This is a genomic window from Shewanella aestuarii, from assembly GCF_011765625.1.
In the GTDB taxonomy this organism is placed as follows: Bacteria; Pseudomonadota; Gammaproteobacteria; order Enterobacterales; family Shewanellaceae; genus Shewanella; species Shewanella aestuarii_A.
The window spans coordinates 2,353,804-2,367,808 of record NZ_CP050313.1 but is presented as its reverse complement, the minus strand read 5'-3'; the positions used below and the strand labels follow the sequence as shown (position 1 = coordinate 2,367,808).

9 protein-coding genes, 2 tRNA genes and 1 rRNA gene are annotated in these 14,005 nt (G+C 40.7%); 9 read left to right on the top strand and 3 right to left on the bottom strand.

All coding sequences use genetic code 11. The features are described from left to right. Nucleotides 1–133 precede the first annotated feature (133 nt). Complete coding sequence (locus HBH39_RS10565; RefSeq protein ID WP_167678062.1) at nucleotides 134–1,588, top strand: alpha/beta hydrolase; 1,455 nt, start codon at nucleotides 134–136, stop codon at nucleotides 1,586–1,588. On the opposite strand, the gene HBH39_RS10560 is transcribed toward HBH39_RS10565, so the two are convergent. Continuing rightward, nucleotides 1,566–3,746 (bottom strand): diguanylate cyclase, encoded by a 2,181-nt coding sequence (locus HBH39_RS10560; protein ID WP_244325639.1) that lies wholly within the window; start codon nucleotides 3,744–3,746, stop codon nucleotides 1,566–1,568. The genes HBH39_RS10565 and HBH39_RS10560 overlap by 23 nt on opposite strands. A 373-nt stretch (nucleotides 3,747–4,119) precedes the next feature. On the opposite strand from HBH39_RS10560, the gene HBH39_RS10555 reads away from it, so the two are divergent. From HBH39_RS10555 to HBH39_RS10540, 4 genes are all read left to right on the top strand, one after another. Further along, entirely contained in the window at nucleotides 4,120–4,386 is a 267-nt protein-coding gene (locus tag HBH39_RS10555; RefSeq protein WP_167678060.1) for a DUF4212 domain-containing protein, read from the top strand. Nucleotides 4,387–4,397: 11 nt separating this feature from the next. Continuing rightward, on the top strand, nucleotides 4,398–6,116 hold the full coding sequence (locus HBH39_RS10550) for a sodium:solute symporter family protein (RefSeq protein WP_167678058.1): 1,719 nt from the start codon (nucleotides 4,398–4,400) through the stop codon (nucleotides 6,114–6,116). Between the two features lie 134 nt (nucleotides 6,117–6,250). Continuing rightward, complete coding sequence (locus HBH39_RS10545; protein ID WP_167678056.1) at nucleotides 6,251–8,098, top strand: DUF294 nucleotidyltransferase-like domain-containing protein; 1,848 nt, start codon at nucleotides 6,251–6,253, stop codon at nucleotides 8,096–8,098. Then, entirely contained in the window at nucleotides 8,098–8,787 is a 690-nt protein-coding gene (locus HBH39_RS10540) for an exonuclease domain-containing protein (protein WP_167678054.1), read from the top strand. The genes HBH39_RS10545 and HBH39_RS10540 overlap by 1 nt, the downstream gene beginning before the upstream one ends. A 46-nt stretch (nucleotides 8,788–8,833) precedes the next feature. Here the strand turns inward: HBH39_RS10540 and HBH39_RS10535 are convergent, their stop codons facing one another. Further along, entirely contained in the window at nucleotides 8,834–9,919 is a 1,086-nt protein-coding gene (locus HBH39_RS10535; RefSeq protein ID WP_167678052.1) for a ketoacyl-ACP synthase III, read from the bottom strand. 55 nt (nucleotides 9,920–9,974) lie between these two features. Further along, nucleotides 9,975–10,646 (bottom strand): GntR family transcriptional regulator, encoded by a 672-nt coding sequence (locus HBH39_RS10530; protein ID WP_167678050.1) that lies wholly within the window; start codon nucleotides 10,644–10,646, stop codon nucleotides 9,975–9,977. 162 nt (nucleotides 10,647–10,808) lie between these two features. Between HBH39_RS10530 and gmhB the strand changes: the two genes are divergently transcribed. The 4 genes from gmhB (at nucleotide 10,809) to HBH39_RS10510 (ending at nucleotide 13,740) form a co-directional block, all read left to right on the top strand. Further along, a complete protein-coding gene (gmhB, locus tag HBH39_RS10525; protein ID WP_167678048.1) occupies nucleotides 10,809–11,363 on the top strand; it encodes a D-glycero-beta-D-manno-heptose 1,7-bisphosphate 7-phosphatase in 555 nt (184 codons plus the stop codon). 487 nt (nucleotides 11,364–11,850) lie between these two features. Next, nucleotides 11,851–13,395: ribosomal RNA gene (locus HBH39_RS10520) — 16S ribosomal RNA — on the top strand. Nucleotides 13,396–13,467: 72 nt separating this feature from the next. After that, nucleotides 13,468–13,544, top strand: a tRNA-Ile gene (locus tag HBH39_RS10515). A gap of 120 nt (nucleotides 13,545–13,664) precedes the next feature. Then, nucleotides 13,665–13,740: transfer RNA gene (locus HBH39_RS10510), tRNA-Ala, on the top strand. Nucleotides 13,741–14,005 lie beyond the last annotated feature (265 nt).

Sequence of the window (14,005 nt, the reverse complement as noted above, 5' to 3'; positions counted from 1 at the left end):
CTTTAACATTGTGAACACAAAAAAGTGTTGATATTGTGGATGTTATTATAAAGATATTTCGAGCAGGTTAACATTCAAGACGTCTGCTTGACTAGATGAATAGGCCCTAATAAAACAACACAAACGGTAAACTATGAACTCGATTGTAATTGGCTCAACTAAACATATTTTGTTTGCGCTTTTTTATGCTGCATTAGGCATTGTGTTGGCGTTAATTATTTCAGTGGTATGGTTATTAAACTCAAGGCCAGAATTGTCATTGTGGCATACTGTAAAGTTTAAAAACGAATATAATCAGCAGCTTGGGTTAAGAAGTTTTACTGAATATTTAGATCTTGAAGCGAAACTATTTAAGGAACTCGATAAAAAAGTTTATCAGAAGTACCGTGCTGACATTGCTTCACCAATTAATCGATACGAGCGTCAGAGCTTGTCCGATCCAGCTTTATGGCCGACAGATTGGAATCGCTCGTTTGAATGGCCTAATCCTGATGCTGAGTTTGGTTTATTGTTATTACATGGCATGTCGGACTCACCTTATTCCTTGTCTCATATTGCCCAGCATTATCAACATCAGGCGCATATCCTGGGTTTGCGTTTACCAGGTCATGGTACGATTCCTGCTGGGTTAAATGACATTACTTGGCCTGATTTGGCTGGCGCAGTGACGTTAGCGACCGCACATTTGAAAAGCCAGTTAAAAGATAAGCCTTTATATGTGGTTGGTTTTTCTACCGGAGCAGCCTTAGCTTTAAATCATGAGTTAGAAGCCTTGAGCATAAATAAAGCAACAAGTTACGACAAGATGATTTTTATGTCACCCGCAGCAGGCTTAACTCCAATGGCACAAGGTGCCTATTGGCAATCTATGTTGGGGAGATTATTGGGGCAAGAAAAACTTTATTGGAATAGTATTGAAACAGAATATGATCCATTCAAATATATGTCTTTTGCAGTGAATGCCGGAGATGTGGTTTATCAATTAACTCTTAGAAACAAGTTATTAATGTCACAAATAACACAAGAGCAGCGTAATAAATTGCCGCCAATGCTCACGTTTCAATCTGTCATAGATAGCACTGTCTCATCTTTAGCAGTGGTAGAGAACTTATATCAGTATTTGGATGGTGAACAGCATGAATTGGTTATGTTTGATTTTAATCGTACCCAAAGCCATCGCCTATTGTTAAACGATGATCCATTAACTCAGTTTGAACCCTTTTGGGCTAATGATTTGCTAGATTATCGGTTAACCTTAGTTGAAAGTGTTGACATGCAAAACACCGGTGTTCAGGCAAGAGAGCTTGGCATTGGTGATAAGCAAGCGCCTTTATCATTAGCAACAAGTTGGCCTGAAGGCGTGTTTTCCTTGTCTCATATAGCGATTCCATTTCCCATTGAAGACACTTTGTATGGGCCAATAAGGCAAGATAATCTTGATACTGTTCAAATAGGTTTAGCCATTTATCAGGCTGAAAGAGGCTTATTTTCTATGTCAGCCTCTAATATGTTACGCCAGAAGTGGAATCCGTTTTATCCCTACATGTTAGACAGAATGGATGGTTTTATGACTCAGTCTCAGGACTGATGATAGTAAGAATCGTTCTATTTCGCCCTTGAGCTTTGGCTTGATACAAGTTGTCATCTGCAATTTTTATCCAGCGGTCTAGGTCATGATGGTAATTAGCATTGGCAATAATTGCCCCAATACTGCAGGTTAGGGTCAATTGTTGTGACCCATTAGGAATTGAAATCAATATTTGATTGAGTTTTAGCCTAAATTCATTCAAATGGTGCTCAATATTGAGTGCGTTAGACATAGGTAAAATAAGCATAAATTCTTCACCGCCATAACGGGAGATGATATCTATATCTCGCTTAAAGTGTTGTTTTAAAACTGAGGCGACTTGGCGTAAACATTCATCTCCAGCCAAATGGCCATAGGTATCGTTGATGGCTTTGAAAAAATCGAGATCAACCACTGCAACCGTTATCGCTTGTTCGCTTCGTAAACAAAATTCCCTTGTTTCGATAAATTTATGCTCTGCATACCTGCGGTTATATAAAGCGGTAAGTGGATCCCTGTCGACCAATTCTTTAAGCTTTGTATTCGCAGTTTCCAGCTCTTCTGTTCTGATTGCTACAATGTTTTCTAACTCTAACTGATGATCAATCAGTTGCTGCTTACTGGCTAATAAGGTTTCATAAAGGCTATATACTTCTCTCGGGGCGTTGTCATCTAATAGTTGGTGTTTAGTTGAACTTTGAGCTAGCTGACTGAATTGATTAGCGATCATTTCGAGCGGAATGCTGAGAAGTTGACTAATTTTGTTGGAGATATAAAAGGTCAGTAGCAAAGCAACCAACAGCATTGCAAAGCTATTTAACATTTGGTTTTCAGCGATTTTCAATAAAGGTGTAAATGGCTCAACAATATAAAGTTTCCAGCCGTTGCTTAATTCGCTTTTGGCATAAATATATTCTGGTGTCGATGAATCAGTATTGTTGATATTGATTAAATCTAATGTGGTCTGATACCTCCCTTTATACAATGCATAATGAAATGGTGTCATGACTTTGAGGTTTAATTGGTTGGAAGCATAAATAATGTTATTTTTTTCGTCTGTTAAGACAATGGATTGATTACGCATGCCTTCAAAATCATAATCAATTTTGTCAAAATAATTTAAATCTAGTGAACCTTCAATAATTCCAAGTGCTTTTGTATGATCGGTTTTGTCGAAGTAGGGGGCACTCATTGCAACAATAGCATCATTTCCAAAACCTCGACCAACGAAAACTGATGAAACATAAACGCGCAGATTGTAGAAAGATTCAATAAAGTAATCTCTATCTTTGACATTATTGTTGAGTTTAAACTCATCGGGATTTTGAAATTTTGATAGTGGTGATAGCGCAATAAAATTACCTTTTTCATTAGTCATGAGCATACTAATAAAACTCGGATAGTTTCTATGTAAATTACTTAAAAATGCTTGTGAACTTGTGGGCGAATCATTGGTGATCGTAAACAAGTAAGCTGCATTTTCAATGACTTTGATATGATTTTCAAGATATGTCTCACCGGCATAAGCAATATGCCTTACCGTTTCATTTTGATTAACTTTCACTAGTTGTTGTTGACGTTCTAGAAAGTAAAAATTAAAAAGCAGTGCTGATAGTAATAACGACAAAGTAATCATTAAAGTAATAAAATATGTTACCTGTTTACTTAATGAGCGACGCTGCTTGTCTTTAATTCTTCCCTTAAACCGCCATAATTTGGGAATGGATAACACTAATAATGACGCAATACTGGTGTAAATCATGCTGTTGATAGCTTGTTTTAATGTCACAAATGGCAGGTGATTATTAGGTAAATCAAAAAACAGATTGCCCAACAAATAAAATGCCGGCATGCCGAACACCAACCAAAAGATTACACTGCCATATAAAGCATATATATCTCTGCGCCTGCAAAATCCAAGGAATAGCGCTTCTAATCCAAAAATAATGTAGACATGAAAACTATCCCAAACAATCACTAATCCAGTTGATGCCAATATTGAGGTGAGTAAGGCATACCAAGGACCAAACAAAATAGATGAAATAACCGTTAATGTATTACCAAGAATAAATTGGACGTTGGCAAAAAAAGGAATGGGATAACAATTAATAATTAACGCCACCACACCCAATAGTAGAGAAAACATCAAATTATTGGGATTTGCTAAGGGAACTTTCAATGATATTTCCTTCAATATTACGATAAAAAAATAGTAACTGGCTTATCGACTTATCTCAAGTTATTAACAATTTATTTCAATCTTGGCATGCCTAGGTTGAATCCTTTATCAGTAGGTGTGTTTGCTTTTACACAGGATTGTGCCTCTCTAACGTTTCTGTCGATCCATTTCATTAAGACCTTGGTCTAAGTTATTCGTCAAATGATTTTACTTTAACGATACACGGGATTGTTTAATTTGTTGTTTTTAAATGCTTTATCTATCTCTTGTTAAAATCGGTTTACAGTTCGTTAGACTAAGGTCTTGATTGTCGAACCCCTGTGAGTTGCTAGATTAACAATGACTTTACAAAAACTACCACAGGGGAGTCGCAATGGCTTTTGAAAATAACGAAAAGGCAGCAGGGTATTGGAGCGAGAATTTACGCTTGGTACTTGTACTGCTAGCAATATGGGCTGCAGTATCTTTTGGCTGCGGTATTTTATTAGTAGACGTGCTTAATGAGTTTACCTTTATGGGATTCAAATTAGGCTTTTGGTTTGCGCAACAGGGTGCAATGTATGTATTCGTGGCGCTGATTTTTGTTTATGTGGCAAAAGCAAATGCCTTAGACAAAAAATACAATGTTCATGAAGACTAAGGGGCACTGAAATGGATGTTCAAACACTAACGTATTTAATTGTAGGCGCGACATTTGCGCTTTATATCGGCATCGCGATTTGGTCGCGTGCGGGGTCAACGAAAGAGTTTTATGTAGCAGGTGGTGGCGTTCACCCTGTGGTTAATGGTATGGCGACGGCAGCAGATTGGATGTCAGCCGCATCATTTATCTCACTTGCGGGTATCGTCTCGTTTGTTGGGTATGATGGATCTGTTTATTTAATGGGCTGGACGGGAGGTTATGTACTACTAGCGTTATGTATGGCCCCTTATTTACGTAAGTTTGGTAAATTTACTGTCCCCGATTTTATTGGTGATCGTTATTATTCACAAACTGCACGTACAGTGGCGGTTATCTGTGCCATTTTCATTTGTTTTACCTACATTGCTGGCCAAATGCGTGGTGTGGGAGTGGTGTTCTCGCGCTTCTTAGAAGTTGAAGTCGACACGGGTGTATATATTGGTATGGCCGTTGTGTTCTTCTACGCGGTATTAGGCGGCATGAAAGGTATTACTTATACTCAAGTTGCTCAATATTGTGTTTTGATTTTTGCATTCATGGTGCCAGCCATCTTTATCTCAGTTATGATGACTGGGCATATTTTCCCACAAATTGGTTTTGGGGCTGAATTGATTGATGCAGCGGGTAATGGAACTGGGGTTTATCTACTTGATAAACTAGACGGATTATCTGCTGAGCTTGGCTTCTCTCAGTATACCGAAGGTTCTAAAGGCATGATTGATGTGTTCTTTATTACTGGTGCATTAATGTTCGGTACTGCAGGTTTACCTCACGTGATTGTGCGTTTCTTTACCGTCCCTAAAGTAAAAGATGCACGAGTTTCTGCTGGTTGGGCATTAGTTTTCATTGCAATTATGTATACTACTATTCCTGCTTTAGCTGCGTTTTCTCGAGTCAATATGATTGAAACCATCAATGGACCAGAGTCAACCGGTGTGGCTTATGAAACAGCACCCGAGTGGATTAAAAACTGGGAAAAAACAGGTTTAATCAAATGGGATGACAAAAATAACGATGGTAACATTTACTACGCTAAAGGCGCTGAAAATGAAATGACCATTGACCGCGATATCATGGTTCTTGCTACCCCTGAAATTGCTAATCTTCCAGCATGGGTTATTGCATTAGTTGCCGCAGGTGGTTTGGCTGCTGCACTATCAACTTCAGCAGGATTATTACTGGTTATTTCAACTTCAGTTTCGCATGATTTACTTAAGAAAAACTTCATGCCTGATATTTCCGATAAGAAAGAACTGATGTTTGCGCGTATTGCTGCCGCGTTAGGTATAGTGATGGCGGGTTACTTTGGCATTAATCCTCCTGGGTTTGTTGCCGCGGTTGTCGCAATTGCATTCGGACTCGCTGCAGCTTCATTATTTCCTGCTATTGTCATGGGGATCTTCTCAAGAACGATTAATAAAGAAGGTGCTATATCAGGCATGATCGTTGGTTTACTGTTTACAGCCAGTTATATTGTTTACTTTAAGTTTATCAATGTTGGTGCTAATAATGCTGATAATTGGTTCTTTGGTATTTCGCCGGAGGGCATTGGTATGCTTGGTATGATCATTAACTTTGTTGTGGCATTTGTGGTTAGTAAGGTAACGGCCGCAGTACCACAAGATGTAGTGGATATGGTTGAGTCAATTCGTTTCCCTCAAGGAGCTGGTGAAGCGCACGACCATTAATTAAAAATTCCCACCTTTTTAAGAGCGCTTAGGCGCTCTTTTTTTCGCTTATTTTAATCGGTTTGGGCTTTGGTCTTATAGCAAAAGATCTAAAGCAAGCGTTATATTGAAGAAAATGGATTTAGGAACATGCGATGAATGCCAGTGAACTACAACCTATAGAACAGTTTCTTCAAACCCATGCGCCCTTTGATATATTGACACCAGAGTTAATTGCTCAATGTGCTCGTGAAATCAATATTGGTTATTATTCTAAGGCGCAGGCATTTGTAGAGTTTGATTCGGTTAATCCTAAATTATACCTAGTGAGAAGTGGTGCATTTGAAGTGCGTGATCCACATGGTGTATTAGTAGATAGAGTTGCAGAAGGAGAATGTTTTGGGTTTTCAACGCTTCTGTCAGGAGAGAAAGTTGTTAATAAGGTTGCTATCTTAGAAGATGGTTTGGTTTATCATATTCCGCAAACGATATTTAGTACGCTAAGAGCATCTAGCAGACAATTTGACACTTTTTTCACTCGGGCATTTGCTCAGCGACTTCGTAATGAGCAAAAGTTTAAGGCAAAAGATTTAACCACAACGAGCCGCATTACTAGCATGATGTCGAGCAATCCTATTTGTTTGGAAGCTAATGCCATTGTTAAGCAAGCTGCAAAGTTGATGCGTGATAATCGGGTCTCATCGGTATTGGTTCAGCGAAATAAACAATTAGTGGGTATTTTGACTGATAGAGATTTACGCAACAGAGTATTAGCAGAAGGTTTAGATGGAGAAACTTTAGTAGAAAAAGTCATGACGCATCATCCTAAAACTGTCTTACCTAATGCGTTAGTTTTTGAAACGATGCTGATGATGAGCGAACATAATATTCATCATTTGCCTGTGGTTGAAGATGGTCAAACAAAAGGGATGATCACCAGTACAGATATTTTGCGCTCGCAAAGTTCACAACCTTTATTGTTAATCGGTGAAATTGATCGTCAAGACACCATTGAAAAGCTTATCCATGTTAGTAAACAAATTCCGCTATTACTGCAAAATTTAATCAGTGCCGACGCGAGAGCTGAAGAAATAGGCCGGATTCTCACATCGGTAACCGATGCACTAACTAGACGATTAATCGTGCTAAATCAACAGTTATTGGGTAAACCACCGATGGCATTTTGTTGGTTAGCTTTTGGCTCTCAAGGTCGACAAGATCAAGTTGCTTGCTCAGATCAAGACAATGGCATACTACTGGCCCATGAGCCAGACGAGTATGCCGCAGCATATTTTGAAAAGCTTTCTCATGCGGTTTGCAAAGGTTTAGATCAATGCGGATACGTTTATTGTCCGGGCGATATCATGGCGCAAAATCCAAAATGGCGAGTCTCACTAAGTCAGTGGCAAAAATTGTTTGAAAAATGGATTGTAAGCCCTGATCCTAAAGCATTAATGCATGCCAGCATTTTTTTTGATATGCGAGCTGTTTTTGGCCCACAATCATTATTTGATGAGCTACAAGATTCGGTGCTATCTCGAACAAAGGATAATGATATTTTTTTAGCGGGTATGGCTGGTAATTCATTACAGCAATCACCGCCTTTAGGCTTTTTTAGAAAATTTGTGTTAGAGCGTGATGGCACAGAAGTAAAAGGGATGGACTTAAAGCATAAAGGGAGTGCGTTAATTAATGATATTGCCAGAGTATATGCATTAAGTGCGGGCATCAAAGAGGTCAATACTGCCAAGCGGATCCGTGCATTGATTGACAGAAATATTATGAACCGAAAAGATGCCTTGAACTTGGCTGATGCCCATGAATTTATTGCGCATATGCGTTTAGCAAATCAAGGATACCAAGCAACAAATAACTTATCAGTGAGTAATTTTTTGAAACCACAAGATTTGTCATCGCTGTTACGCCATCAGTTACGAGATGCGTTTAAAGTTGTTCATGATGCACAATCTGGTTTAAAACTGAAATTTATGCGGAGCTTTTAGTGGTTAATCATTTATGGTTAAAGGGACGGTTGTGGTTCGACTCGCTAGTAACTAAAAATAGCTTATATCAAGATTATCTCAACGCCTTAACTTCGCAATTTAATCTGCCCATTGCGCAAACAAAATTAATGGCCGTTGATCTAGAGATGACAGGTCTCGATCCTAAACTAGATCAAATCATCAGCATTGGCCTAATTCCAATCTATCAGGGTAGTTTGCCGTTAAATCAAGCGAGGCACGTCATGATTGGCATTGAAGGGAGTGTTGGTCACAGTGCTACGGTTCATGGGATTGTCGATAATCAGTTAGCAGATGCATTAACTATTGAGCAAGCGATGGCATGGTTTTTAAAGCAAACGCAAGGTCATATATTAGTTGCCCATCACGCACCATTAGATATTGCATTTTTACAAAATAACCTAGCGTCGGTTTTTGGCCAAGCTGTCATGTTACCTTTTATTGATACCTTGGCGATTGAACGTAAACGATATCTGCATCAGCATGGTCAATTAATCGAGGGATGTCTTCGATTAGGACAAAGCAGAGAGCGTTATCACTTACCGATTTATGCAGCGCATAATGCCCTGATAGATGCCATCGCATGCGCGGAGTTATTGCTGGCCCAGTTATCTGCAATGGGGGGCATAAATACTATTAAGTGTCATGAATTGGTGAACGTAGCAAAATAAAAAGCCAGTCATAAGACTGGCTTGATGTATATCGTGGCATGGTGAGTTATCGACCGTCTTGCTGTGCCTTGTTAAAGAAATAATCAACAGCAGGCTTAATTAACTCCAGTACCGTTTGCTCGCAAGCAGGTACTTTTGCATCACTAGTATTAATCGGTGTGACACGTTCCCCCCATTTTAGCAATAACGCTGCTGAGGTTAATCCTGCACCAAACGCACAAGATAGAATGGTTTGTCCAGGTTTGATTAATCCTTTATCTAGCGCATCACAAATAGCGATAGGGATAGTTGCCGCAGAGGTATTGCCATAGTTTTCAATGTTAACAATGGCTTTCTCTTTTGGAATCTTCATTCGGCTGACTAATGTATCAATAATACGCTCGTTGGCTTGATGAGGAATAACCCAATCGACGTCATCTTTACTTACATTACACTTCTCAAGCACTTTGGTGCTTAATGAGCCCATACCTTGAATCGCGCGTTTAAAGATCTCTTGACCATTAAATTGAATATAAAAATCTAACGAGCTGGTATCAAATCGATTCATTTGACTACCAAAACTTGATTTTAAAATATCGCGGGCATCAGGGTCATTATTTAGCTCATAGCCCAGTACGCCACCTTCTTGCTCGCTTGCTTCTAAAATAACAGCACCCGCACCATCACCAAATAGTACGGCAGTTTCACGTCGAGACCAATCTAAATAGAATGACAGGCGCTCAGCACCTACTACTAATATCTTTTTATTTTGCCCACTTTTGATCATTGAACTGGCTAAACCAATACCATATAAAAAACCACTACATGCTGCATTGATATCAAATGCCCCACAAGTGGCACCAATTTCAGCTTGAACCGTTGATGCAATGTTAGGAATTAAGGTATCAGGGCTTGCCGTTGCAAGAATGATCAAGTCTAAGTCTTTACCTTCAATTCCAGCGGCGGCTAACGCATGTTTAGCCGCAACAGTGGCAAGTTCAGAAGTATTAACATGGCTAATGTTGCGCTTGCTTATCCCTGTGCGTGATTTGATCCACTCATCAGAGGTTTCCATAAAGGTGGCAAGATCATCATTCGTCAATGTTAATGGTGGGACAGCTTTTCCCCAACCTGTGATATGTGCGTACTGCATAAAAACGTCTCTTAATAAAATAAAAATGGGTCAAAAGTGATGAAAGAACCTAGCTCTAATTTAATTGCTGGATAACCAATTTCTTAATGGCATCAGCTGCGTGCAAAATATGCTCACGCAATAATAAGGTTGCTTTATCAATATCTTGGCTTTTGCATAATTCGAGTAAAACCCGATGTTCACGTTCTGCTGTTGGGATCCCCCCAGTTAAAAGCAGTTGTAAACGGATATATCGGTCACAATTGGTATTAAGACCATTTACTACTTCAAGAGTATGTGGCCGATTGGCTGCTTTATATAAGCAAGTATGAAACTGAGTATTAAGTACACTCCAACTAGCAACGGAATCTTTACGTTTAAAAGCGGTTTCTAACGCTTCAAGTACTGACTCAGCTTCTGATAAATCCGATGCTTGTAGATTAGGTATTGCTTTAGCAAGGAGATCCGATTCTATCATCGCCCTAAGTTCGAATAACTCGGTTACTTGTTCAACTGATAACACGGTTGCAGTTGCACCTTTATGAGGTTCGAATTTAACTAAACCTTCCGCTTCTAACTGTACCAAAGCTTCTCGAACCGGAATGCGACTCACATTCAATTGTTCGGCAATTGCCGATTGTCGTAATGGCTCGCCACCTTTTATATCACCAGAAAGGATCCGTTCTCTCAATGCCTCAACCACAAGCTGAGTTCGTGTTTTGTGAATGATAGGAGGTATATTACTCATGAACTTTATAATTTTTAGCGAAATAACCGACCAAGGTTAACCCTTCACGGCTGCTTAATAAAGTGAAACCTATACATTATGCTGAAATTTATCCTTATATACTGGCTCAAATGAGTAGACGATGTGATAATTAGTCGGATAAAAATAATTGGAGCGGTTTAAGTGAATAAAGCGGTTTTTCTCGATAGAGATGGTGTAATCAACAAAGATCACGGTTACGTTTATCAAACTGATGACTTCGAATATATAGAAGGCGTTTTTGATGCGTGTTTAGCATTGAAGGCAATGGGTTACAAACTTGTCGTCGTAACCAACCAGTCAGGAATTGCTCGCGGCTTATATACTGAAGATCAATTCCATGCACTTACAGAATGGATGGATTGGAACTTTGCCGACAAAGGTGTTGAATTAGATGGCATCTATTACTGTCCTCATCATCCAGAAAAAGGCTTGGGAGAATATAAACAAGATTGTGATTGTCGCAAGCCTAAACCCGGGATGATGTTAACGGCTGCAAAATTCTTAAAAATTGATTTAACCAATTCGGTCATGGTCGGTGATAAAGCTGATGACATGCGTGCAGCTAAAGCCGCAGGTATTGGTAAAAGCATTTTAGTACGCAGTGGTAAAGTGGTGGACGATGCGGCTATAAATGAAGCTTCAATCGTCGTAGACAGTATTGCCGATGTCCCTGACGCTATAAAACAAGGTTTATAAAGTTAGATTTGTAGCTCAAATGTACCCATTAAGTTGAATAAAAAACCATAGTGATTGATTTGTAGCCACTTGATTGCCAAAAGTGAAAAAAGGCTAAAACAGGGGTTGCGCTAAAATCTTATCTGCCTATAATGCGCATCCACTGACACGGCAGACAGCAATAGCCAACACCGAGCCAGCTTGATTTGATTAGCAAATAGGCAATCAAATTAAGGCGAAAAGAAAGTTTGAAAAAACACTTGACGCCACAACGGGAATGCGTAAAATACGCAGCCCTGACCGGTTGAAACGGTCAACGCTCTTTAACAATTTATCAAGTAATCTGTGTGGACATTCACAGGTATTGAGTTATTCGAAATTGCTTCTTAGGAAGCAATCAAAAATTTAAATCTCAATAGAATGTTCATACTAGACAAGTTAACTCTTTAAATAGAGTTAGCGCATGACAGTAGAATTCATTGAGTCGAACTTAGTTCGAAAAAACTTTTAATTGAAGAGTTTGATCATGGCTCAGATTGAACGCTGGCGGCAGGCCTAACACATGCAAGTCGAGCGGCAGCGGGAAGATAGCTTGCTATCTTTGCCGGCGAGCGGCGGACGGGTGAGTAATGCCTAGGGATCTGCCCAGTCGAGGGGGATAACAGTTGGAAACGACTGCTAATACCGCATACGCCCTACGGGGGAAAGGAGGGGACCTTCGGGCCTTCCGCGATTGGATGAACCTAGGTGGGATTAGCTAGTTGGTGAGGTAATGGCTCACCAAGGCGACGATCCCTAGCTGTTCTGAGAGGATGATCAGCCACACTGGGACTGAGACACGGCCCAGACTCCTACGGGAGGCAGCAGTGGGGAATATTGCACAATGGGCGAAAGCCTGATGCAGCCATGCCGCGTGTGTGAAGAAGGCCTTCGGGTTGTAAAGCACTTTCAGTAGGGAGGAAAGGTTAGCAATTAATACTTGTTAGCTGTGACGTTACCTACAGAAGAAGGACCGGCTAACTCCGTGCCAGCAGCCGCGGTAATACGGAGGGTCCGAGCGTTAATCGGAATTACTGGGCGTAAAGCGTGCGCAGGCGGTTATTTAAGCCAGATGTGAAAGCCCCGGGCTCAACCTGGGAATTGCATTTGGAACTGAGTAACTAGAGTCTTGTAGAGGGGGGTAGAATTTCAGGTGTAGCGGTGAAATGCGTAGAGATCTGAAGGAATACCGGTGGCGAAGGCGGCCCCCTGGACAAAGACTGACGCTCATGCACGAAAGCGTGGGGAGCAAACAGGATTAGATACCCTGGTAGTCCACGCCGTAAACGATGTCTACTCGGAGTTTGGTGTCTTGAACACTGGGCTCTCAAGCTAACGCATTAAGTAGACCGCCTGGGGAGTACGGCCGCAAGGTTAAAACTCAAATGAATTGACGGGGGCCCGCACAAGCGGTGGAGCATGTGGTTTAATTCGATGCAACGCGAAGAACCTTACCTACTCTTGACATCCAGAGAACTTTCCAGAGATGGATTGGTGCCTTCGGGAACTCTGAGACAGGTGCTGCATGGCTGTCGTCAGCTCGTGTTGTGAAATGTTGGGTTAAGTCCCGCAACGAGCGCAACCCCTATCCTTATTTGCCAGCACGTAATGGTGGGAACTTTAGGGAGACTGCCGGTGATAAACCGGAGGAAGGTGGGGACGACGTCAAGTCATCATGGCCCTTACGAGTAGGGCTACACACGTGCTACAATGGCGAGTACAGAGGGTTGCAAAGCCGCGAGGTGGAGCTAATCTCACAAAGCTCGTCGTAGTCCGGATTGGAGTCTGCAACTCGACTCCATGAAGTCGGAATCGCTAGTAATCGTAGATCAGAATGCTACGGTGAATACGTTCCCGGGCCTTGTACACACCGCCCGTCACACCATGGGAGTGGGCTGCAAAAGAAGTGGGTAGTTTAACCTTCGGGAGAACGCTCACCACTTTGTGGTTCATGACTGGGGTGAAGTCGTAACAAGGTAGCCCTAGGGGAACCTGGGGCTGGATCACCTCCTTACCTATACGACTAACTCAATATTTGCTGAGTGTTCACACAGATTACTTGATAGAAGAAAAGAGAAATTACGTTGGGTCTGTAGCTCAGCTGGTTAGAGCGCACCCCTGATAAGGGTGAGGTCGGTGGTTCAAGTCCACTCTGACCCACCAAAATCTTTCCTATTCTGCGTTGGCTGATAAGTCGTTTAGTAAACTAAATGTCGTCATCAACCGCCTTGATTAGAAATGATTTGGTAATAACGTAAACGTAATTCTCAACTGCATGTAAATGGGGCTATAGCTCAGCTGGGAGAGCGCCTGCCTTGCACGCAGGAGGTCTGCGGTTCGATCCCGCATAGCTCCACCATTTACACTGTATATGGATAGAGATGCCAAAGATAAATGAGAAATTTATCTTTGGCTTTTTTAAGCCCGTTCTTTAACAATTTGGAAAGCTGATAGTATTTAATTACATGAGTCTGTCATGTGATTACTTACAAATCGTTTAATACGATAAGTATTAAACATTGAGTTCTCAAAACACTGTTTAAGTGTCTTGAATATTCTAAAACTAAGGCGATTTCGTGTGCGAAAGTGCATGAATTATCAAAGTAAAAACCAGCTAGTTGCAA